Origin of the sequence: Membranihabitans maritimus (assembly GCF_021729145.1) — a bacterium.
GTDB lineage: Bacteria > Bacteroidota > Bacteroidia > Chitinophagales > Saprospiraceae > Membranihabitans > Membranihabitans maritimus.
The window spans coordinates 346,188-370,452 of sequence record NZ_JAJSLW010000004.1 but is presented as its reverse complement, the minus strand read 5'-3'; the positions used below and the strand labels follow the sequence as shown (position 1 = coordinate 370,452).

Genomic DNA, 24,265 nt, shown 5'->3' with positions numbered 1-24,265 from the left:
TGTCTTTTTCATTCTGCAGTTTAATTTATGATTTTTTTTTCATTTTTAAACTGTCTCATTTTTAGGGAAGGCTACAACATAGTGATCCCTACTCCCAATGCTAAGGCTTTAATTGCACGCTGGAGGGAGAATCCTGGATCCCTTAGGTAGCTTTTGCTCAGGCTTCAAGATTCGTATAGTCTTGGGGAATGATTCCCGAGCCCTATGAATTGAGTTCCCTTTTCCCCAATTTTTCGATGACATCCAAATAGTATTGAATGATGATCTGTTCATCAAACTTTTCCAGGGCCATTTGCCGGCTGAAGGCGCCCATGGGTCATTTTTGGGATGCTGAGGATCCCCGCGATTTTGGGGTTAGGGTTTGAAGAAAGCTTGGTAAACCGATTCAAATCTCTTCCCAAACCAATTCATTACCTTCCCATGTATCGGAACTCGGGCCTTCATCAAGATGAAAATTTACCTTTTTACTGATTTTAGTGGCAGTGACTCTATGTTCTATTGCGGGTTCACCTTTTGTAGGAAGCGCTATTTTATATAAAAGATCGGCATGCATTGGTAATCCCGGAGTAGTAATATAGACTTTTTCATCTTTGGGAATTAATTCACCAGTTGTACTCAAAGGAGTGGCTTTTACGATAATTGGTATGGTGCTGTCCTCATCATTATTTATTTTAGTAATATGGCTTGCTAGAAAAACGGCGATTCCCACATACTTGTTTGTTCCTATTTTCAGCGATTTACAATGCCTTTTGCAGAATGAATCGTCAATGGCATATTTTCGTCGTAACAAAGAAACATCCCTTCTTTCCGGAGGTGGTAAAAAAGCTTCTCTTTTTACAGTGCCCTTGGAATTTGAATAAAACATGGGGTGAACTATACCTCTGAGAAGATTTTCTTCTTCACTGATGTTTCTGGGTACAGTCCGATCCATAATTCTCTGTCCTTATTTTTGCAATTGTTTAAATCCTTGAACAACATTATTGGATAATTTGTATCGGTTAACAGGTTCCTGATTTACCTTTAAAATTATTTTGCCAGCGGATTCAAAAAAATATCCAAGTCTACGGTTACCTATTTCCACAGAGAATACATCATCTTGATTTTCGAAATCAAGAACTATGGTGCCGTACGGAGTACAAACGATATTTTCTTCATCTAAGAAAGCGACAGTCGAATCAGGCAACAAGTCTATAAAATTAAGAGCATTGGAAATGGTAGACTCAGAAGGAGGTTGAGCCCCTTGTCCGTCCCAATTATCACATAGTTCTTTACATTCTAATATTTTATTCTGAATAGCAAAAGTAGGGTAGGCATAAACAGGATCGTCATGTATTTCACTACCTATTTGTCCAGAGCCACTATCCGATCCGAAAACCGAGAAAAGTGGTTTCATAGAAATGGGTTGTGTAATTGCCGCGTTCATTTTTTTGTGTTTTGTGTTAGACCAATGAGCGATTGTACTTCTTCTTGTAATATACTATTTAATAATTCTTTGTTATATGAATGCATATCTTCTATTTTTTGTTCGAAATCAGATTGAAATAATTGATCCAATAGAATTTCTTCGTCAAGATCTTCAGTGACATTATGACTTATGACCAAAGAAGGTATTATTGTTGGATTTACCCTAATCTCCAGCCTGTCAAAGTAAATGGCATCCTGTATTTGCTTTTCTGATACGATGCTGAAAGAAGGATTTTCAGATTTGAAAAAGTCTCCTGGAATTTTTTCCCGATTTCCTTTGAGTAGTAAAGTCAGGTCTATTGGACAATCATCATCTATCCATATCAATTCGTCAATATAATGCAGACTAAATGCTTTAATAAATATATCGGATTGAATATCAGAGAGGAGTGTGATATTCTTTTTATAGTCTTCATAAAAGGAGTTCCATCGCTCGTAGTCCAGATTGTGGTACGAAATAAAAGTTCGATGCGTTTCATTAATTCCCTGTAACAACCTATTAACCTGCCCGTTCTTGAATGAAATGAACTTGAATCCTGCATTTTGTTCGTGTTTGAGTGAAGCACTTTTTCCTCCTTCAGTTTTTTTCTGAAACTGCACTTGAAACTGGGAAATGCGATCAAATTGTTGGAAACTATCCTTATATCCGGATGATATCAATTTCTCAAATCGTTCGGGTTTCAAGATCGGATTCTGTAAGAATAGACTAATCACTACTTCTTTTATTGAGTGGTTCTTTTTTACAGGTTGTACTTTGTGTTCTAATCTCATACCCCAGGCAGGTGACTTAAAAATACATTTTCGCCTAATTCAAATATAGTAATTAATTATCCTTTCCCCAATTCCCCAATCACATTCAGGTAATACTGAATAATAATTTGGCGGCTGTGTTGTTCCATAGACTTTAATTTTTCTTCGAGAATTATTGCCATTTTATCATCTCCATTGGCAGTTCCTATGAGCCTTGAATGGGAGAAATCTCTGTTTATAACGTGAGTTCGACAGCGAAAAAAAAGCTCTGAAGTGCCTGTCCCGACATGAAATCGGAGGGAAGCGAAATATAATTAACCCCGGGTGCCAACCCAGGGGGGAATCAGGGTAAAACCTGGATTCTGGCATTGATATCCACAAAGTCCCATAGGGATGACTTTGCCAGATGCCTTGGGCATAAGCAGGAAGGGATTGTCCGGCCCTGGGCCGGACAGATGATGTTACTACATATGGAAAATATAGTATTCTGAATACTAAACATATATGTTTAGTAAAATGAAGTTTTATTTTGTGAAAAATGTTTCTGATAAATATAAATAAGGTACTGAAATCCGGAAGATGTGAAAGAATCCTTTCGTCCACATAGTGATCCCTACTCCCAATGCTAAGGCTTTAATTGCACGTTGGAGGGAGAATCCTGGATCCCTTTTTATGGCTTTTGCACAGGCTTTAAGATCCGTATAGTCTTGGGGAATGATTCCCGAGCCCTATGAATTGCGTTCCCTTTTTCCCAATTTCTCGATGACATCCAAATAGTATTGAATGATGATCTGTTCATCAAATTTTTCCAGGGCCATTTGCCGGCTGAAGGCACCCATGGATTTTAACTCTTCTCCGGGAAGCATGGCTAATTGAGTCATCTTTTCAGCAAGGTCTTTCGGATTCTGTACCTCGCAGAGGTACCCATTCTTTCCGTCGATAACGGTTTCACGGCATCCGGGTACATCTGTGACTATGAGGGGACGTGCCATACTCATGGCTTCCAGACATCCCCGGGGAAGTCCTTCACGGTAAGAGGGAAGGACCAGGGCATCGCAATTGCGGATAAAGGGGCGCGGATCTTCTACCTGTCCGTGGTATCGGATATACGGTTTTTGGGTCCATTCTTCCAATTCTTTACCGGACATAGCGGCTGGATTGTCCCGGTCAATGGATCCGACTACGTCGAGTGAAAAAGGTATATTTTTTGTGTGTAGGATTTCAGTGGCCTGTCGAAGTTCCCGGATTCCTTTGTCATTCAGCAGGCGACCGACAAAGAGGAAGCGGAAAGGGTGGCTGGGAGAATTATTTGATTTTTCACCCGGTGCAAAATAGGATGTATTTATCCCACTTCCTGGAACCACTTCCATATTCCTGGGATTTCCGATTTTAAGGGAATTAAACAAAGCCAGGTCATCAGAATTTTGAAAATAGATCTGACTGGCATTATTAAATGATTTCTTATAGAGTTTTCGCACAAGTTTATTGATCCATCCTTTTTTGATAAAGGAATAACCTAATCCGGTGACAGTACAAACGGTTTTTACATCTTTTGGAGCAGCAAGGATTCCATAAATATTTGGTTTTATGGTATAAAGCAGAGCAATATCGATTTGATGTTTCTTGTAAAGATTTTTGAGTTCAAAGATTAGTGATAAATCTTTTAAAGGGTTTGTACCTTTACGTTGGATGTTATTGACTGGTACAAAATGGGCGCCCCATTTTTCGAATTCGGGACTGAAATCATCAGTAGGGGCCATGCAAAATACAGAATGACCGTCTTTGATAAGGCGCTGGACCAACCCCTTTCTGAAATTGTAAATATTCCATGAGGTATTGATGACAATAGCGATGTTTTTACTTGAACTTGAAAGAACTGTACTCAAATCGATTTGTTTTGTGAAGAAGATATTGGATGATTGTATCTACTATTTCTATAATGAATAAAACCAAAAATTAAAGTCAGTAAAAAAAGGAATACCATGGTTTTTTGACGGATGAACAGGCCGAAAACACTGAATCCATTGCATAAGACCATTGTGCCAATCAGCGAATAAATTAAAGCGAATTTCAAGAAAATAGATTGTTTTGATATCCATTGAAAAAATGGAAGTCTCAAGAAGTTTAGACTAAGAATTAAGAAGAATAAATTTTCAGCACTGTACTCCAAAAGCAAGACATTTGGAGAATCAATAAACAAAGGTCGATAGAGAAAGGTAAACATTTTGAGTATCAGTGGATACGAAGTCATATCTACAAAAGTAGTAGCATCATCCACGTTACCAGTATTGACTTCAATCATTAATTGAATGGCTGTTAACGAAAATTCTTCAATACGAAAAAACGCTATTACATATGGTATGGATGCTATTCCCAATACTAAAGAAAAAATAAATAATATTGATTTTTGAATGACATTCCATTCACTGGAAATAAGAAAACTGACTACCAGGGAAGCCAGAAATACAATGGCTATGTGAGGTCTGATTATGAGAAGGATCAATAATCCCATAAACAGATATATTTTTTTTATCCCAGCATAGGTAAGGCTATATCCACATAAAGCTATACCCAGGAGGACCAGTGGGTCCTTCCCTATCATGACTGTGTACATATGTAAGCTTGGATAAAGAAGTATCCATGGGAAAATATTAATGCCCAATATTTTTACTTTATCCGTATATCGGGTAATTCGATGGCCAATTAAATAGAATAGTAAAATTCCAAGGTATCCCAAAAAAGTAAATAGAAAAAACATATCAACAATTTCGAGCCCTAGATAATACACGAATGGACGTATTAAATGTGGTAATGCATGTGAACCAAAACTAAAACTAAAATCTAGATTTTCAGATTGTGCGGCTAAATAGTAATAGCCCCAATCCCCAGGAATAAATTTTTGATAAATAAAAAGTAAAGGAATTCTATAGAGAAATGCTATCACCAAGAAGGTTATATTGCTGTGCGGAAACCTATACTTTACATACCGGAAAATGCTAATCAGTAATGTAAATAGAATTAAATAAAATAGTATTCTAATAATAGGTTCCAAATGAGTGAATTTATCAGGAGTTATATGATTTAATTACTAATAGGAGCCTTGTAAATAACCCCATTTTTATGCAGGGAAAATAAATATGGAAAATTAAGGGATTTTATTCCATGCCTTGAAGTCTTGACTTCAATAACTGCTCCATTTTTATTATTTATATTTATAACTTTCGCTTGGTTGATATGCTCTTTAAAAAAACTTGTGTCCGCAGAATTCAAGGAGACCATATTTGATTTTTTAGGTATTTGTATTTTAGCTGAATTTAGGTCTTCTGGAATCCTGAAATAAAAATAAGTAGGGGTGTCCAGGTATTTATTGTATAGTGGTTTTGTAAAAGCAAAAGGGAAGTTTGGCCCCTTGAGAAATAGTTCGGACCCTGGAGTTTTTATGTCAACTTTATAAAATCTATTTTTCTCGAGGGAAATTTCGTAGTCTTGCCACTGATTATTCATTGGTAAATTCGTATCGGCTACAAAATCATTTTCTAATGTTCTAAAAATTATTGTACCGCTGCCATTGCTGTTTAATTTTTTAAGTCGCGCTCTAAATTTGACTATTCCATTGCCTTTATTTCCGATATATAAAATCCCCTTTGTTGTCCGGACAGGTATGGACGGAAGATCATTAATATTTTCTAAATAATAATCTGGGTTTGTCACATGCCATTCCTGGGGTGTTTTTCGTCGAAGGGCAACCTGAATATTGCCGGTATCGAAAGAGAGAATATTTTTATTTTCAGACCTGATAAATTCCTGGTTAAAGTTTGTTTCTCTTTTTAGTAGCCGATACAAACTCCACGGATGTAACAACCTCCCTGCTGGCTCCGTACGAATTTTGTCCATTAGATTTTGGACGTTTTCCTCATTTTTTACTTTTTCGAATTTTTTGAATAAATAAATGTATTCTATGTAAAATCTCAAATCAGAAAGCCGTTTATGAATTATCGAATGATTATGTAGTTTGGCTTTGTGTTGAAGCGCTGTAATTCTCTGTAATGCATCGTTTAGGTTTACTAAATTTAAACCCCTCAGGTTTTCATAAATGATTTGTATTTCACTTTGATATCCGGGAAAAAGTCTTTCGAAAAATTTATGCCATTCCTCACTTTCATTGATATTATTCCAACTTTCCCTGGAAAGCAGATGGAATTGTATACCTGTTGCCATAAATGATGCTGTTGTCTCAATATTGAATCCCAGGTAGTTATTTTCTTTTAAATGTTTAATTATACCTAAAGTATTCCCATTCGGGGAAAACGAGGGTAAATCTTTAGCCCAAATGGGTGCCGCAAGGTAATCCCGCAAATAAAGAGTAGCCCCCGTTTTTTCCCATAAGGCCATCATCTTTTCAGGACTCCCCACACTTTGAAAAGCAGAAGGAACAATCCCTATTATGACATTCTTATGTAATTGAAAATTAGGAGGAGCCGCGTGCTCATTGTAGGCATAGAGGGAAACAAAAGCATTGGTATCTATGTTAAATATGTGTCGGGCTACTTGATCTGCCAGGTGATAAACCTGATCGCTAACGGAGTTTGAACATCTATCACATTGACAATAACCGTCACCATCCGGGGGCTCCATATTTAAAATATAGGGAGGACGGGAGATCCTTTTTTCTCTTGATAGCCTTTTTTCCGCATCCTCTTTATATTTTTGAATTACCTCATGATTGGAATAACATAATTTCATATCCTGGTTCCACTTTCGACGATTTGTTTTCTCTAGGCTGCGCCATTCAGGATGAGTACTAATTTCTGTTTTATATTTTCTGTTGAAAGTATTCCCATAATGTCCAGATGGAATTTCGTATAAATTAACCATACGCAATCTCTTTGACCAACGGGTAAAGAGATTTCTGGTTGTATCCAATGCTTTATTTGATTTTGGACCAAATCCATAGGAAACGGATAGTCTGCGAAGATTGAATGCAGAATGAATTACAGTGTCAATTTCTCGATTGATGTCTATCTCGGGAATATAATTCCAGTGATCTTCAGGTCCATAAAAACAGTATCCCAGAAGATCCAGGTAACTATACAAAGCTGTAGATTTGTTTTTCTGATTTCCAATTGAAATATAAACTTTTTCAGGATTTAATGTTTGAATTTTAATTGAATCATGGAGGGATTCATTGAAGAAGAAAACAAAATTAATTTTTCCAGTGGCTTTAGATTTTTGTAAACCTTTTGCTAATAATTGTTTTACATCTCTTACGGATTCTAGTGGAAGGTTTTCCTGAGAAATGGGAATGCCCTTGTTGTTGAAGCTGCTAATAGAATTAGCGTCCTGTGGACTTTTGTGGCTTTTACAAGATATGAAAAGTATGACTACTAGAGAAGATAAGAAAGCAAATGAGGTTTGCATATTTATTCAATATTTTTCTTGTCGATAATTTATTTGTCAAACCTTTTGATGAACGTAGATATTTCCCTGAGTAGTCTCTTTTGATCTCAATTACTTGAGAAATTAAGTTAGAAAACTATTGGAAATATCTTGTTATGGCTTTATTGAATATTGATAATGAGGGTTTTAAAAAGGGATGGTTGAAATTTTGAAAGTACCAGAATATAGTAAAGTATGATAAATTGTTTTTTAAAAAACCATACCACTGAAACTGGAATTCTTTTTCTATTAGGTGTGAATCAAAATCTTTTTTTATTTGGCCCCATAATTTATTGGACCATTCTAACAGCAAGGTTAATTCAGAAACGGAAGTAACTTTTTGTCGAAGGCAAAATTTAGAATGAAGATTTAATTCCTGTTCGGTGTATTGAATACCGATATCTGAAAATATGTGTTTTTTAATCTTTTTATCAATTTGCTTTTTACCATCATGATACTTTCCCTGAGAAATGGTAGGTGTAAATGTTCTGTAATCCAGGAGAACTTCGTCAATATTGAAAATTTCGGTATGTTTACTTAGGGTATAAAACAGATGGTAATCCTCTGCGGGAACATATTCTGGTGAATAGTGAATACTATACTTTTCTAGAATATCTTTACGAACCATAACCGAAGGATGTGTGCAACAAGTGTGGAAAAGTAACCTGAGTTTATTTTCTTCTGGATTTTTGGGCCTGTATTTTGTGCCTTTTGAATGTCCAATCAACTTATGGGCAGTACCTATTACCCCGAAATTAGGATTTTCTTTAAAGCACTTAATTTGTTTTTCAAATCTTTTAAGATGCGAAACATCATCGGCATCCATTCTGGCAATATATTCACCTTTTGCTATTTTAATTCCCTTGTTTAATGATTTTGAGATTTTTAAATTTTCTGAGTTAGTAATAATGCGAAGGCGTGGATCCGAATATGTAGCTAGGATAGTACTCGTGTTATCGGTAGAACAGTCATTTACCACTATTAATTCAAAATCATTATATGTCTGATACAATATACTGTCGATAGCATCTTTCAAATATTTTTCGCCATTGTAGACCGGGAGTATAACACTAATTGTTGGAGGGTGATTTAACATTATTTGCGCTTATTTATATTCTGGGTCATTTTGACGATAATATCGATGAGATTATGAATAGATTAAGTTTGGAATTCCCTTTAAAATGCGGAATTCTACTATTAAGGGCAAGGAGCTTTTTTAGAAGGTATTCTTGCCTGGTATTTATAATATTGCTTGAAAGCAAAGTGTCTAAATATAAATGACAATTGGTAAGACTTTTATTAGAAATTTTCTTTGATTGTTTTATCAAAACAGTTAAGCTTTCGCTAAGACCCATAATGATATCTTTTTTGTAAATGGTTTCCCGAAAAATAGGGAAATGCTTCTGGTAAAAATATAAGTATGAATTAGTTAGTTTATTAACCCATTCTTGATTTGCTCTTTTATCAGATAAATGGCCGATCCTGTAATATACATCAGCATCCTGATATTGATATTTAAGATTTAAATGATTGTTTCCTAAAGCCCGAATGTACAAATCAGGATCTTGAAATCTTTGGAGTTTTTCGTCAAAACCGTTGAGTTCACATACAAAACATTTTTGCCAAGTTCCGGAGGTAGTATGCCACGGTAAGTCAAATTGCAAAAAATGAGCTAGGAAGTCAGTTTGTTGAGGAAATACTGTATTAAAATACTTTTTTATTTTTTGATTATTGATTATTTGATAGGTTCCAGTAATTAGTAAGTTAGTATCGTCATTTGAAAGGTGAAAAATTCGATTCTCAAGACAATTTTTATCAAGAAGATCATCACTGTCCAGGAATATTACATAATCCCCTGATGCATGCTCAATACCAATATTCCTGCACGTGTTAGCGCCTTTAGGGATGCGGTTTCGTTCATAATATCGAAATTTACCATTATTTTTTCCGTATGCCTTTAGAATTTCAAGTGTTCTATCTGTTGAACCGTCATCAACAATAATACATTCCCATTCTTTATAGGATTGATTTAATACTGAATTTAATGTATCCCTAATATATTTTTCTCTATTAAAAGTTGGGATAATAATACTTACGAGCTTTGGCTTCATAGAGTAGTTTTCCTATAAATATTTTATTTCAACAAGGTTTTTAGAAGTAATTGAATTGATTGAATAATTGTTTTTCCATTAAGTCTAATCCGATGAAAATGATACAAAATAAAACCCGAAATACTAACAAAAAAGTAAGTGATGTTTCTTGGAGAGTATTGCAAAATATATCCCCATTTTTTAAACAGATGGCCTGCATAATAATTGAATAAGATATGTTTGTACTTTGGCCAATCTTTGCTTCGACTATTAGGAGTAAAAGTATCATTTTTTTCTACTTCTTTTTTCCAGGTTGGACTAGTTGAATTTCCTGTAAATGTAGAAGAACCAATTACACCCATATTTTTTGCTTGATCAAAAGGATAATTTTCTACAGGAAGGTCCAGAAATTTTAACAGATCAGTGATTTCGGAATTAAAGTTAGTTAGAAGGTTTTCATATTTTACAACGTGGAATTTATCATTAGAAACAGATTCTAAAAATAACTGCATTTTTTTAGCGTGTTGTGTTACTCTTACAAGAGTGCCCATAAATGAGGTGTCAAATGACCTGCTATAGGATTCAATGATATTTCTGCCGTCTCTAACTAGAAATATTATCTTGTAGTCCTCAAATAGGACTGGAATGTTAATTATCCCGTCTGTGAGTGGAGTTTTAAGAATTGCATATTTACTTTTTTTTACAGAAGATAGGAAATATTCTCTTAAAGCATTCCCGAGGTTTTTTTCTAAATCTTTTGTGCTATTTCCCCACCTTGATGGTTGATTTTTCCCGACAGTTGTAGCATAATTTATTAATAGATTTGAGTGATTAATTGTCCGGTCTTCTCCTTTAATGTTTGATTGATTTATATCCGGATGTAATATGAGTTGTCGATACAAAAAATTAGTTCCACTTCTTGGAGAAATTCCTATTAAAAAAAGGAGATTGCAATTTTTAGGTTCATTCAATTTCTCAAGTATTTAATTGAAAAATACATTTAGTGATTTTATATCAAGTACTCAAACAACATGTTCGAAAAGATTATTTTATTCCTTAAGAAAACTTTTATTTCAATAAAGTTGAAATCGGTCTTAAGTCATTAACATTCAGCGTGACTGAATGAATTTTTACTATTATCGAAATGAGTCTATTTTTTCTTCGGATTTAGGAAGTTTATAAAGGTTTAAATAGTTTTCGACAATAGTATTGATATCATATTGTTTTGCTTGATTTATCCCTTCAATTGAGATGTGATTGTATAGACTTTGTGAATTAATTAATTGCTTTATTTTGTTTGCTAAATCAATTTCATTCCCTGGTTCAAAAACTATTCCGCCCTTTCCTACTACATTTACTAAACCAGGTACATTTGAAACTATTGTTGGAATTCCCAAAGCCATACTTTCTACGGCAGCCAATCCAAATCCTTCGTAATGTGAGGATAGTACTGCAATATCCATTTTAATAAGTAAACTATTTACATCCTCCACAAAACCGAGAAAGTGTATTCTTTGGTCCAACCCTTCTGTTATTGATAACTTTTTACAGTCTTTTTCCCTAATTCCTGAACCGGCAAAAAATATCTCTATTCTAGATGGTAGATGTTTAAGTGCTTTTATGATAGTCTCTTGATCTTTTGGATATTCGAATCGCCCTATCATTATTAATTTAATTGTTTTTTTAGTTTTGTTTAATACGATGGGTATCGCATTGGAAGGTAGAAATATACCGTTTGAAATAATTTTGATTTTGGACTCATCAACCCAATATAGAAACTTAATTAAATTTGATTTGGTTGCTTGACTGATACATGTGATACTATTATATTGACCGTATGCTATAGCATCAAGTAAGCGAAATAGGAATAAGTTTCTTCTTTTGTTCGATGTACTATGCTCAGTAAAAATAAACCTGCAATTAAAAAATATTGATAAAAGTGCTCCATAGTACAAACTTGGGAACAGATGAACATGTACTACGTCAAAGTTATTTTTTCTTATCAGTCGAATAAGGCTTAATATGGTCTTTACGGAGTATTTTTTCTTTCCTAATATTGTTACATTTATACCTTGATCTATTAGCTTTTTAGAGTACCTATCGCCTTTGTTATTTAGCAGTGCAACCTCAATTTGGGTTTTATTATTCAAAAGTTTTACCAAATCATATACTAGCTTTTCAGCACCACCACCATTTAAGTTATTTATAAGTTGAAGAATTTTCATGTTAGAATTGCCTGATATGTTAAATTAACTTTCTTATAATTATGGGCTTTTGGATTAACTTTGTTACGAATTTAATAATTACCAAAAATCGGCGGTAATACTTAGACTCTGTTCCTGTATAAAAATGCTTACAATATTCAAAGTAAAAGCGTCTATTTATTGACTTAGGCCAGTTACTTGAAATCATTTTATTGAACCATTTTGAATAGAGTTGGTGGCGGTACAAAGATGCTCTTCTTTTGTTAAGAATTCTATTCTCTTGATGAATTCCTCTCATAGCGATTGGTTTTGTTACTTCACCCTCTTTAAGGCAGCATTTTTCAGCTACTCTTCTTAACCAATCGGTATCTTGTGCTTGCAATAACGATTCATCGAAGTAGATTTTATTTAGAATGGAATTACGTTTAACAGTAAATCCATTTAAGTGAATCCATCCTGACCTTCCAACAAGAAGTTCCTCAAATACATTCTCAGATCGAATACCTGGTTTTAAAGTTGTTAAATTTGACCGGTTTAACTTTTTAAAATTAACTTTAGCCGCTTGCGAATAAAAGTTCGTTCCAATGCATTCATAAACTGCTTCAACTTTTTTATTAAGGGAAAAAACTTCTTTAGTTTTTACAAATCGATTTTTCAAGTAAAAATCGTCGGCGTCTAGAAATGAAATAAAATCACAAGAAGCCTTATCTATTCCTAAATTCCTAGATGCACCAGCACCTCGATTCTCTCCATTGGTATGACGGTAAAGTTTTACTCTATCGTTTTTTTTACTCCAGCTACTGCAAATTTCAAATGCATGATCTGGGGAACCATCTTCTATTAGAATTATTTCTTTTACTTCGGGTTGAGACAATCCCGATTCAATTGCTCTTTCTATAAATTTTTCAGCATTGTATACAGGAATAATAACTGATACCTCAAATTTGTTCATATTAACCTTGTCGTTGAAGCTTTAGCTATTTGATTGAGAGAATTAATGGCTACTATTTCTTTCAAGGCTTTTTTTTATTTGGAATATAATAGGAAACTTTGTTTTAATTATAGCCCGGGTAATATGGTAAAGTAATTGAAAAAAAGTTCGCCATTTAAATTGTCCTAGGCTATCTATTATGTTAATAATAATTTTTGCCATTTGAGCTTCCTTGATTTCATTTTTATTTATGCTTTGAAAATACATTGCTTTCCAATACTTTGTCGTTATATTAGAAATGAGTTTCTCTTGCTTTTGAACCAATGACCACATTCCCCCTTCGTGGACGCGATATGCCGCCGGCTTGATTTCCGGCATATACTTGTAATGACCGAATTGTCCAAGGTAAGAGAATAGGAAGGAATCTGCATTTAACACTCTCATGAAATGTGGTGGAATATCCTCGATTACGTTTCGAAAACATGCGGAAAGAGTCAAGATAAACACCCCTATTTGGAGATCCTCTGAATGAAAGTCTCGTTTATTAGAATCCGGTAATTTTGATTCCTGAACCGTACCTTTTTCATCAAATATAAAAGCGTCGTGACCACATATGACATAATCGGGATGGGATTCCAGGAAATCCACTTGCTTTTGCAATTTCAGGGGGTCGGTCCAGTAATCATCCCCTTCACAGATGGCTATATATTTCCCGCGTGCGGAAAACAAATTGTATGTGAAGTTAAACCGGCCGGTGGGGCGGTCCGATACGGATATGTTATTTTCCCGGTGATGCAGGAATAGCCGGATTTTGTCCGGATACTTTTTAGCATATTCCGTGCATATATCACGTGTGCCATCTACTGAATTATCTTCACCGAGAAGTATCTCAATATCAAAAGTAGTCTCCTGCATCAGGATCCCGTCCAGGCATTGGCGGATAAAATCTTGGTGCTGGTAGGTCTGCACACAAACAGAAACCATAGGTGTCGTACCTACCTCGTGATTATATTCCCGAACCGGTACTTTCTGATATTTTTCCAAAAATTCCTCACGGTTCATATAAGCTTATTTTTTATCGATTTGCGAATCATGATGAAACCTTGAAGATTTATTTGCCTTTCCAAATATCAATTTGTCAATATATAGGGGGTACATTTCCTATTGAATTTTGTGAAACCTTCAAGGCTCTCGACGATTCATATTGTGTTCGCGAGTTATTAATAGTTTATTAAGTCAAGAAACCATGAAGGTTTTCAACGAATCGTAAAGAGTTCTTGAGGTGCTATTTATTAAGCAAACTGATAAACCATGAAGGTTTAAATATCTTAAAGTTGTGATCCTGAATTAGCTTAACGTTTTTTTCAAATATAATTCAGCAACCTTCAAGGTCTTGTAATTATTTATTCTCATTAATAAATTTCAGAATATCATCGATTGTATCGAGGTTCTCGATCTCCGTATCCGGGATTTCAACACCAAAGTGATCTTCAATTTCCAAAAATACAGATGATTTATCCAGTGAATCTACCCCGAATTCAGTAATGGATTCATCATCTTTTATTTCTTGGATGTTTACTCGCTTGTCTACTTCTGCTCTAAATATTTTTCTGATATCCTCTTTAATATTGCTCATATTGAAATAATTATAATTTGTTTAAAATAGTGCTCGACCAGGATAATCCAACGCCAAAACCACTGATTAGTATATTTTTCATCCCATCTTTTTCGATATAGTCTTTTAGCATTATAGGAATGGAAGAGCTTACCGTATTCCCGTATGTAGCGGCATGAAACTGTGATTTTTCCGGGTCAATTCCCAGTTTCCGGGTGATCGTATCTGCTATAAACTTGCTACCCTGGTGAAAAAGGAATACATCAACTTCCCCGATTTCCAGGTTATTTTTTTCCAAAATAGCATAGACATCTTTCGGAACATATCGCGCAGCAAAATTGAAAATGCCCCGGCCATTCATCGATAGGTTGCTATCGTGGCAGATCAACTCTTTATAACGTTTGCCGATCGTCCCAAAATTAAATTTACCTGATTCAAAAACCGGTTTTGAGCTGATTAATGTGGCGGCTGCCCCGTCACCGAAAAGGAGTCGGGTATTCTTATCGTCAGGGTGGATAATGTCTGAATAAGGGTCTGATGTGACCAATATTCCTGTTTCCAGTCCATTGTCTTTCATAAAAGCCTCAATCACGGAAAGGCCATATACAAATCCGGAACATCCCAGGGAAATGTCGAAACAGGCACATTCCTCTTTGCATTCAAATTGCCCGTGAATCCTTGCGGAAATATGGGGAATATTAGTATCTGGGTTTTGGGTGACAGCAATCAGGCAATCTATATTCCGGATATCCAGCCCCGTTCGGAAAAGTAAATCTTCTATTGCTTTACATCCCAGGTCTGATGACTTTTTACCTTTTTCCTTGCGAGTCGTTTCACGAACCCCTATTTTATTTTCGATAAAGTGTTCATCTATATCGAAATGATCCATCAAGTCGTAATTACTTGTTTTTCGTTCGGGTAAATACGTCCCTATATTTTCGATTCCAATCATGATAATGAAAAATATATATTTCCTAATCGGTTCCCATCTGCATAAACCAGGCTGTCAGTTAATTTGAAGCCCAGGTTTTTGCGGAACTTAATCGTGAATTTGTATTCCTTGTTAAGCCACTTATCGAGATCAATCCCCCGCAGTTTGATTTTTGTAAAATACCATTTACCCGGGGCTTCCGGAAAAAGGTTTTTTAATAATTCTTTATTCATGGCCACGGCTTGTTCAATAAGGGAATAGCCAGTGGGCTTTTTAATTTCTATGGATTTATCCGGTAAGTTGAGATGAGAAGCCTCAATTATATCCTCTTCCCGGTATGGGACGGTACAGGTTATTGGACGGTGGTCTTGTACCAAGACATAAGACAAGTCTTGTTCACCCGACCTCAAAGATATAGTCGATTTCAAATTTTCCTGATCCACGGTATCAGATAAATCTTGGTCTGCAATAAGATTGAGGTTTTTACTTGCAATCCCATGGAATGTCATTTCAACTGAAATTTTATTAAGATGTTGAAGTTCTGATGCAATGTGCTCCAGACTTTTATCGAAAATATCGGTTCCATGAACATATGTACGCTTCCCTTTGAAACAAAAATCAAGCTTTATCATTTTCTTATCCTTGCGTAGTTTTTCAAATTCTTTTTATGGTCCAGTGCAAAATTCCCGGACACGTCGCTGTTTTCTGAAATGTTATTGGATACCACGCTTCCTAGTCTTATTCTTGTAAAATTTCCAATTTTAATTGCATCTGAAATAGTGACTGAGGGGCCCATTTTAACATAATTCCCTATTTGTACATTTCCGGAAAGGGTGCCATTACCGGCGATCCGGTTGTAATTACCGATTATGCTTCCGTGGCCTATGCTCGTTTTGACACTAATTCGATTTTGCCGGCCTATTTTGGTATTGTAGGCGTGGTATGGTTTTTGGATAATTGCATGTGAAAGGATTTCGCAGTTTTCTCCGATTTCCACACCGCCCATAAATTCCAGGTTGAATATATCTCCATCGACATATATATTTTGCATACCGCGGGCCCCGATCTCACAAAAGGAGCCAATACTGGTCCCTTTGCAGATAACCGTATTTTTGCGAATGATTGTATAGGCGGATATTTCAACTCCGTCCTCTATTATTACCCGGTCTTCTATGATAGCTGTCGGATGAATTTGTGCATGGGGTGAAATTTTCCCATCAGAGATCAATTTCATTTTCCCCATCCGGGCCAATTGATTATGTAGATTGTAATAATCCTTTTGAGGGCTATCACTGAGAAAAATCCCTTTTTCTTTAGTGAATAAAGGAATGAATTGTTCCGGGGTAATGACCGCCGATATGTTGAGGTTGTCGTTGATGAGATCAATGAATTCTTCATTCAGTATGTAGCAGATTGATTTAGGGGTTGAAGATTTTGGGTACATAGTCCATTCCACCTCTGCATTCCTCAATACTTTCTCTTTATTTACCAATTGTGTTAATAGCATTTCTATTTTTTCTGGTTAAAATTTCATGAATCCAAAATATAAAGAGTTTCTGTTGAGGTAGATTTGATTTGTGGTTCGGATTATAGTTGAGAATGATAAATCTAATTTTTAACTGATAACATGAAAAGGTTATAAAATCAATTTACCTATCATTCCAAAGTTATGTTTCAACTTTTTTAAAACTAAATAAACAGCTGTAATAGTATGATATATGCGAAATTAATGACCAGGTGTTACTTCTTTTTAAAAAGTGATTCAATTTTGTAATAAATACCTGGAGATAGTTTGTAAATTAACACTTTGCTAAGATGGAAGAATATAGTTAAAAAGTCCTTAACCCTTGCATCTTTTAATGTCCAAATTAATTTATCAATTATTTCAGTTGTATAGTAATTTGATAGGTTTGTTTGATTAATGGATTTAAAATAATTCCCCATCCACAACAGTGACGATACCCTTGTTATAAGTTGTGTTTCAGAATCAACTAAGGACCAAATGCCTCCTTTATGCACCCGGTATGCGGCAGACTTAATCTCAGGTATATATTTATAATTTCCAAACTGGCCTAGGTATGCATAGAGAAAAGAATCCGCATTAATAATTTTCATGAAGTGCGGGGGAATGTCTTTAATTATATTTCGAAAGCAAATGGTCATAAACAAAATCGAAACACCTCTCTTGAGGTTCGTTGCTGAATAATCTCGTTTATGGTTGTCCAAGAGTTTGGAATTGCTGATTATTCCGTTTTCATCGAATACGAACGCATCGTGCCCACACATAACGTAATCTGGATTAGCATCAAGAAAATCCACTTGCTTTTGCAGTTTCAGGGGGTCGGTCCAGTAGTCATCCCCTTCACATATAGCTATATATTTCCCGCGTGCAGAAAACAAATTGTACAAAAAGTTGAACCGGCCGGTGGGGCGGTCCAATACAGAAATATTATTTTCCCGGTGATGAAGGAATAGCCGGATTTTGTCCGGATACTTTTCAGCATATTTAATGCATATATCGCGTGTACCGTCCGAAGAATTATCTTCACCGAGGAGTATCTCAATTGCAAAATTGGTCTCCTGCATCAGGATACCCTCCAGGCACTGGCTGATAAAATCTTGGTGCTGGTAGGTCTGAACACAAATAGATAAAATTGGTTTTTCGGGAACAATATTATTATATTCCGAAACTATTTTTGATTGATATATCCTTTTAAAATCATCAAAATTCATTCCTTTCCTTAGTTGTTTAGATTTGAAACTTATATCCAATTAAATATCTTGTTGAGAGATTTAAAATTTGGATCATTTTGGATATCCTCAATTATATATTTTGGCAACCCTTTTTCCCAGCTATCATCTTTGAGTTTAATTTTATTCGTTGAATATGGATCATTGTCTTGATTTGACGTTGATTTATTGATATATGATTTTACCTCTTTTGAATAATTTAGGTTGGCAAATTCGAATAAGTTTTTTGTAATTTCGAATGGATCTGAAATTAATTGGTTATACGAACAGATTGTAAAATTGTTGGGGAAATCAATACTTAATTTGAGCATATTGAAACAAGTTTCTTTCCATGCTGCATATCCAAAGTAGTTTTTATTATCAAGCCCATTTTTTGATGGTGCATTTTTCCATTCTTTTTTAATTGACCAATTCGGATCAAATTCTTTAGGTGCTTGCAACCACGAATTAATTATCCCTAAAGGACTCCTGATTAAGCCTATTATTTTTATATTGCTTTGAGTCATTAAGTTCTCCATGATATTCAAATAATGGACTTCTTTCCAAACTAATAATTTGGGGGTTGAATTCGTATCGAAATTTTTATTCTTTTTCCCACTAATGGATAATTCTCCATTTACAAAGGGATCTTTGCAAGAGAGTAAATGAGAATGAAAATTATAAATTTCTTTTTTTGTGCTATTGGGTGTCAGATTATAAGGAAAGCTATAAGCAAAATTAGGTTGGAATTTAAAATTCACTTCGTTTGAACTATTAAATATATTTCCTAACCAGGAGGAGCCAGACCTTGGCACTGAAAAAATAGCTAGTGTTTTCATATCTAAATAATTTTAACAATTCTCGATAAATCTTCAGGTCTATATCTTTGGTCTATTGGAAGGTGAAGAAGATTTGAGGAGTAGTCGTACTCTATTGTATTTTTATTTGCCCATCTTGTAACATTTGGCCAGTATTTAGGAGTATAAATTTTTTTATCAAGTAATTTTTGATGAATTTTCTTACTTTTAATGTAAATAGGATAACTCAGCGGAACTTGAATAGAATCCCATAAGTCCGGAAAATCATTATATTTAAAAAGATTTTCATGAAGATATTCAAAGTTCTCTCTTCTCTTCTTTTTTACAGAATTGTAATTTATAGAATTGAGGATTCTTTTGGTAAAGTCAGACATTTTCCTTACTGGTAATTTATCGAAATATTCTTCACTTCTTATAAATTCAGGATATGCCGTTTCAGGTGAGATGTCAATACGTTTTAATAAATGAATCATCTTATCGTACACAACTTGTTTCTCCAAATATCCCATATCATTTTTTTTAATACCATATAGATATCCACCATCTGGTACGCCAAAAAATTTTCGTGGAGAATAAAAAGCTGGAGTTTTTGCAGAAGTGCACCTAGAAAAAAATGATTGTGCATTGTCAATAATAAGATTACAGTCCAATTTATTTTTTAAATATTCAATCGTTTTATCCTTTAATCCCATATAATTATTGTAGACAAATAAATCATGAAAATCTAATTTTTCAAAATCGAAATTAGGATCAAGATTACTATCAATTTTATAAAATTCATATTCAATATTGAGATCTACTAGTGGATTGATAACTGCATCACAAGTGAAAAGAGGTAAATAAACTTTATTGGGTTTTTTAACATTTAAAAATTGCCAAAAACAATTTCTTGCTGAATTCAACCTTATTGCATGTTTATGGAATTCTTTCTTAATTGGGAGTTCCAATTCAAAAAAACCGCCTATTGGTTTCATATCAAATCATAATTAGTAAGGTACGATTGAACTTGTTTTTTTTCATTAAACATCAATATGTCAATTATACTTAGTCCTGAAATAAATTCGCTTCCGAATTGGGTATATTTAGGACCTTTAGATTTTAAAAAATATAGCGTAATATTTTTTTGTCTAAAATATTCTTTTTCATAAAGTTCTTGACCTCCAATTGGGTTGATGTAAATATTTGCGCTGTTTAATTCACAAATAGAAATTAATCTTTCTTCTTTTTCATACCCTAAGGATTGATTATATTTTTCTGAAGACAATTCAAATTTGGTCTTTAATTCTAAGAATTCGGATATTAAATTAGTACTGTTTGCACATAAATTAGAAATCGTATCAGGTTTCTGGTCAAAAGATTGCTCTACAATTTCCATTGTCCTCTCATAATACGGAGCTTTTTTATAGCTTTGTTTTAGTGTTTTTATAAATTTTTTTAGCAATTTACTTGACCAGTCAATTTGTGTATTTGCAATTGAGTTATTAGAGCTAATATTTTTTACAGGGATCGTAAATTGGAATTTTTGACCGTTTACCAAAATATTATTCCTGTTTACCCACCCTTGTTTTATAAAATCTACGTCATCATAAAATACAAATTTGTCTACTGAGTTAATCAATTGAAAATATCCAATGTAAGGGAAGATATATGGCTGCATGACAGCTATTCGCATAAGTATTAATTGTTTTGAGTCCTCAAAATTATCCGGACAATCATGTCAATTTCTTCTTTGCTAATGTCGTAGAATAAAGGTAAACACAATACCTTTTGACAAATTTTATCGGTTATTTTCAATTTAATCCGGTCAAGAAATGGCAGTGAAGAAGACAATGCCGGAAAAAAATACCTTCTCGGGTAGATTTTAGCTGCTTCGAGGGCTTTAATACACAAATGCATCAGGGTCGGATCATCAAAGACAACAGGATAATAAGCGCCGGTGTATGTGGCTTCAGGATGCCAGACCGGTCGCCTTACCTTTGCTTTTGTTAATTTGGAGTTGTAATATTGACAGAGTTCAATTCTTTTTTGAATGATCTTATCTATATCCGGTAGAACACAAAGCCCCATAGCTGCATGGAATTCTGAGTTTTTACCATTGATACCCAGTTCGGCGAACGCTTCCGGACCGGCAAAACCAAAATTTCGCATATAAGCCATTTTTTTGAGTAAGGCAGGATCTTTAGTGACTACCATACCACCTTCCACGGTGTGGAATAGTTTGGTGGCGTGAAAACTGCAGGTAGATATATCCCCGTATTCAAAAATGGAGCTACCCTTGTATTGTACACCAAAGCAATGGGCCGCATCGTAAATAACTTTGAGATTATGTCGGTCGGCAATGTCTTGTATGGCTTCTATATCACAAGGATTCCCATAGACATGGGTAGCCAATATGGCTGAAGTCCGATCTGAAATGGCAGCTTCTATTTTTCCGGGGTCTATATTGAGCGTTTGTTCCTCAATGTCTACAAAGACCGGCTTACAACCCTCCCAGACGATACTACTGGTGGTCGCGATAAAAGAAAAAGGAGTCGTAATGATCTCTCCTGACAATTCAAGTGCTTTGATAGCCAATTGAAGTGCGATCGTACCATTGCTTACAAAAAGGAGATGTTTTAATTGCTCCCTGTTCTTTAGCTCCAGTTCCAGTTCATTAACCAATGGGCCATTATTCGTCAACCAATTTCGTTGGTAGATCTGATCAATGTAGGACTTGTATTTATCTTTGTCCGGTAAGTAGGGACGCGTGACTGGGATCATGTATTTGTACTTGATTTGTATAACAGTAAGAAAACGAAGATAAAGTTTTTTCAGTATGTTAAACCTTCAAGGTTTTTGAGTCGTGTTGAGTAGACGAAATGAAGGGATTTTACTACTAGTAATTGAAGTCTTCTAAACCTTGAAGGTTTCTATCTAGGTTTACCTCGTTGGGATTTCTGAGATGGTTTGTACGGTGAGTTTAAATTTATTCGTTGCGGGCCTTTTAGACCTTCAAAGTTTGTGAGGTGTGTTAAGCAGGTGAAATGCAGAGAATCCATAGTACGGGAATTAAAGTTATTTAAACTTTGAAAGTTACCACCGAGATTACAATTATAGGACTATTTGCATTTTTATATATCGATTTCCATTTTAATATAGTCAAACCTTGAAGGTTTAAATATTTGTAAATCAAAGTAATGCGTGTAATCTAATTCTGTTTCAAAAGTTAAATCAGAAACCTTCAAGGTTTTTATGTCGTATAAAAATTTTCATAATTAATGTTTATATCTTGGTGCGCTTTTACTAGAAAATTTTTCCCTCCAAACCATTTTAAGACCTCCTCCTTGTAGACAATATCTTCCTTGTCATATGCATAGGCATACCAGGAACTGTATGCCCAATCATCTATACTTTTGACTAAGTGGTGATGAACTGGATTACTGTGGATATATAAAATGATTTTTGTAAAGTATTCTTCCGTATCTATTAGTTTTCTCTTAAATCGTGGGATAAATAAACTTCCTTTTCTTTTGTACAGTCGATTATAGGATTTGGTATATGAATTTAGTAAATTACTAAATTTTTGGCGCATGTGTTGGTTTACATTTGATTCTTCAAAAGAAATGTTTTTTATATTATGATTCATCTCCTTAAGCGACTTTGTCTTGATTAGTAAATGAAAATGATTGGGTAGTAGACAATAACCAAAAGTATGAGCAATTGGGCCAATAAATTTCCAATACTTATCCTTAAAAAAATTATAATTTTTGACTTCTCGAAATAAATTTTCAGTCCCATTGGCGTGAGACCAAATATGGTAAATAGAATCCGAATAAAATGTGTCGTCGAAATTCATTTTTTATTAATGTCTTAAACCTTCAAGGTTTCTGATGTAGCTTGAGTGACAAGGTATAAAATTATTCGTTGCTTGAAACGGGAGTCATTTAAACCTTGAAGGTTTCTATGCCATTCAAATTCTGTTTTGATTTAAATAATCAGAATTTATCATCAAATGTGTTATTGTCAAACCTCGAAAGGTATACTTCAAGGTTTCTGAGTTTTTTTACGTAAAGAAATTACTTGCCTGAAATAAGATTTATTTAAACCTTCAAGGTTTCTGAGTTGGTTTGTGTATCAAATTTAAGATGGTAAACTAATCGCAATTAAAGGTCATCTAAACCTTGAAGTTTTCTATGATTTATCTAATTTGAATTCGTCAATAATTGAGTTATTGGTAAACCTTCAAGGTTTCCAACTTTTTGTGTAAAGAAAATAATTGGTTGAAATAGAATTCATTAAAACCTTTGAAGGTTAGTCCCGTTTTGGATGCCTTATTAATTTCTGACTTCCACTTCAGTGGTCTTATTCTTCCACGGAAAGTTATCCCGGGTCTTTTTTACACCTATAAAGCGGCAAAACCGGCTGTAGGCGTTTTCTTTTTTTAAGTTCAGGACCATAAAATTGTCGCGATCTCCAAAGTGGTTTTTTACTTCCCGGTTGTGCTTTAGATACTGTTGCAGCAGGATCTCCTTATTATAGGGATCATCTTCGGGTGTCTTATAGTGGGCCCTGTTGACCTTCCACATCCAACCGGGGCGTATATATTTTGCTTTTTTCAGATCCTTTGCAGTAGGAATTTCTCCTTTTCCGAATAGCTTAGCGTGAAACCGGGTAATAGACCGGTACCATTGTTCGGGGCTATCACGCACGGTCAGAATAAACAAGCTGTCCGGGTAGGCTGCATCCAGGTATTTATAGGTTTCCGGCCAGGAAAAAGGAGCATCCTGGAAAACCTGGGCAGACCGGCAGTAACGGATAATTGGATCAAATTCCTTTTCGACATAGTGGTCAACCATCTTTTCCGCACGGCGTTGGTTCCCAACTATAAAGCCGTGTTTTCTGAACTCTGCGGCCAGGGAGGTCGTTCCTGTTTTATTCCTGCCAATGCAAAATATCTTCCGCTTGTTATAAACCCGGATGGGATTAATAATTTGTTCCTTTAAAGTTTGTTTTACACCTAAAATTTCCATCTACCTTTAATTATTTAGTAAGTGGGGCTTAGAAAGTTTGCAAACTTGAACAAAAGAATAAACGTCCGATTTTCAAATGTATTGAAGTGACCAAAGGTCTTAACATTTGTCTCGTTGTCAAATGCAATGGTCCATAGATTCTTTTCCTTTTCTCCCGATACTGAAATTCACCGATTCTGGATTACGATACACTTAAACCTTGAAGGTTTCTGAGTGGTATTAACCAGAGCAAATGAAGTTGATACCCTACTATCAGAAATAAAAATGATCTAAACCTTCAAGGTTTT

General features: G+C 34.8%; 23 protein-coding genes. All 23 read right to left on the bottom strand.

Annotated elements, in window-relative coordinates; genetic code table 11:
- Positions 1-385: 385 nt before the first annotated feature.
- The 23 genes from LVD47_RS06875 to LVD47_RS06765 all read right to left on the bottom strand — a co-directional run bounded on the left by LVD47_RS06875 (position 386) and on the right by LVD47_RS06765 (position 23,978).
- Positions 386-931 (bottom strand): hypothetical protein, encoded by a 546-nt coding sequence (locus tag LVD47_RS06875; protein ID WP_236974826.1) that lies wholly within the window; start codon positions 929-931, stop codon positions 386-388.
- A gap of 12 nt (positions 932-943) precedes the next feature.
- Positions 944-1,423, bottom strand: coding sequence for a hypothetical protein (locus tag LVD47_RS06870; protein ID WP_236974825.1), 480 nt, complete (start codon positions 1,421-1,423; stop codon positions 944-946).
- A complete protein-coding gene (locus LVD47_RS06865; RefSeq protein ID WP_236974824.1) occupies positions 1,420-2,235 on the bottom strand; it encodes a TIGR04255 family protein in 816 nt (271 codons plus the stop codon). Before LVD47_RS06865 ends, LVD47_RS06870 begins: the two co-directional genes overlap by 4 nt.
- A 707-nt stretch (positions 2,236-2,942) precedes the next feature.
- Positions 2,943-4,100, bottom strand: coding sequence for a glycosyltransferase family 4 protein (locus LVD47_RS06860; RefSeq protein WP_236974823.1), 1,158 nt, complete (start codon positions 4,098-4,100; stop codon positions 2,943-2,945).
- A complete protein-coding gene (locus LVD47_RS06855; protein WP_236974822.1) occupies positions 4,097-4,972 on the bottom strand; it encodes a hypothetical protein in 876 nt (291 codons plus the stop codon). The genes LVD47_RS06860 and LVD47_RS06855 overlap by 4 nt, the downstream gene beginning before the upstream one ends.
- 323 nt (positions 4,973-5,295) lie before the next feature.
- Entirely contained in the window at positions 5,296-7,632 is a 2,337-nt protein-coding gene (locus tag LVD47_RS06850; RefSeq protein ID WP_236974821.1) for a DUF4838 domain-containing protein, read from the bottom strand.
- Between the two features lie 115 nt (positions 7,633-7,747).
- Positions 7,748-8,746: a glycosyltransferase family 2 protein gene (locus LVD47_RS06845; RefSeq protein WP_236974820.1), complete on the bottom strand. Its 999-nt coding sequence runs from the start codon at positions 8,744-8,746 to the stop codon at positions 7,748-7,750.
- Positions 8,747-8,771: 25 nt separating this feature from the next.
- A complete protein-coding gene (locus LVD47_RS06840; protein ID WP_236974819.1) occupies positions 8,772-9,761 on the bottom strand; it encodes a glycosyltransferase family 2 protein in 990 nt (329 codons plus the stop codon).
- Positions 9,762-9,784: 23 nt separating this feature from the next.
- A complete protein-coding gene (locus tag LVD47_RS06835) occupies positions 9,785-10,711 on the bottom strand; it encodes a sulfotransferase family protein (RefSeq protein ID WP_236974818.1) in 927 nt (308 codons plus the stop codon).
- 165 nt (positions 10,712-10,876) lie between these two features.
- Positions 10,877-11,965, bottom strand: a complete 1,089-nt coding sequence (locus tag LVD47_RS06830) for a glycosyltransferase family 4 protein (RefSeq protein WP_236974817.1) — start codon at positions 11,963-11,965, stop codon at positions 10,877-10,879.
- A gap of 19 nt (positions 11,966-11,984) precedes the next feature.
- Complete coding sequence (locus LVD47_RS06825) at positions 11,985-12,896, bottom strand: glycosyltransferase family 2 protein (RefSeq protein ID WP_236974816.1); 912 nt, start codon at positions 12,894-12,896, stop codon at positions 11,985-11,987.
- Positions 12,897-12,938: 42 nt separating this feature from the next.
- On the bottom strand, positions 12,939-13,937 hold the full coding sequence (locus LVD47_RS06820) for a glycosyltransferase family 2 protein (protein WP_236974815.1): 999 nt from the start codon (positions 13,935-13,937) through the stop codon (positions 12,939-12,941).
- A 337-nt stretch (positions 13,938-14,274) separates the two neighbouring features.
- Positions 14,275-14,511 (bottom strand): acyl carrier protein, encoded by a 237-nt coding sequence (locus LVD47_RS06815; protein ID WP_236974814.1) that lies wholly within the window; start codon positions 14,509-14,511, stop codon positions 14,275-14,277.
- A 10-nt stretch (positions 14,512-14,521) separates the two neighbouring features.
- Positions 14,522-15,442 (bottom strand): ketoacyl-ACP synthase III, encoded by a 921-nt coding sequence (locus LVD47_RS06810; RefSeq protein ID WP_236974813.1) that lies wholly within the window; start codon positions 15,440-15,442, stop codon positions 14,522-14,524.
- Positions 15,439-16,053, bottom strand: a complete 615-nt coding sequence (locus LVD47_RS06805; RefSeq protein WP_236974812.1) for a hypothetical protein — start codon at positions 16,051-16,053, stop codon at positions 15,439-15,441. The genes LVD47_RS06810 and LVD47_RS06805 overlap by 4 nt, the downstream gene beginning before the upstream one ends.
- Positions 16,050-16,928, bottom strand: a complete 879-nt coding sequence (locus tag LVD47_RS06800) for an LbetaH domain-containing protein (RefSeq protein WP_236974811.1) — start codon at positions 16,926-16,928, stop codon at positions 16,050-16,052. The genes LVD47_RS06805 and LVD47_RS06800 overlap by 4 nt, the downstream gene beginning before the upstream one ends.
- A gap of 233 nt (positions 16,929-17,161) precedes the next feature.
- Positions 17,162-18,154 (bottom strand): glycosyltransferase, encoded by a 993-nt coding sequence (locus LVD47_RS06795; protein WP_236974810.1) that lies wholly within the window; start codon positions 18,152-18,154, stop codon positions 17,162-17,164.
- A 29-nt stretch (positions 18,155-18,183) separates the two neighbouring features.
- Positions 18,184-18,990, bottom strand: a complete 807-nt coding sequence (locus LVD47_RS06790) for a sulfotransferase domain-containing protein (protein WP_236974809.1) — start codon at positions 18,988-18,990, stop codon at positions 18,184-18,186.
- A gap of 2 nt (positions 18,991-18,992) precedes the next feature.
- Positions 18,993-19,943 (bottom strand): hypothetical protein, encoded by a 951-nt coding sequence (locus LVD47_RS06785; RefSeq protein ID WP_236974808.1) that lies wholly within the window; start codon positions 19,941-19,943, stop codon positions 18,993-18,995.
- The gene (locus LVD47_RS06780) at positions 19,940-20,641 is read right to left on the bottom strand and encodes a WbqC family protein (RefSeq protein ID WP_236974807.1); all 702 of its coding nucleotides are present in this window, start codon (positions 20,639-20,641) and stop codon (positions 19,940-19,942) included. The genes LVD47_RS06785 and LVD47_RS06780 overlap by 4 nt, the downstream gene beginning before the upstream one ends.
- 5 nt (positions 20,642-20,646) lie before the next feature.
- Positions 20,647-21,729: a DegT/DnrJ/EryC1/StrS family aminotransferase gene (locus LVD47_RS06775; protein WP_236974806.1), complete on the bottom strand. Its 1,083-nt coding sequence runs from the start codon at positions 21,727-21,729 to the stop codon at positions 20,647-20,649.
- 469 nt (positions 21,730-22,198) lie between these two features.
- Positions 22,199-22,804: a hypothetical protein gene (locus LVD47_RS06770; RefSeq protein ID WP_236974805.1), complete on the bottom strand. Its 606-nt coding sequence runs from the start codon at positions 22,802-22,804 to the stop codon at positions 22,199-22,201.
- A gap of 478 nt (positions 22,805-23,282) precedes the next feature.
- Complete coding sequence (locus tag LVD47_RS06765; protein ID WP_236974804.1) at positions 23,283-23,978, bottom strand: sulfotransferase; 696 nt, start codon at positions 23,976-23,978, stop codon at positions 23,283-23,285.
- Positions 23,979-24,265: the final 287 nt, after the last annotated feature.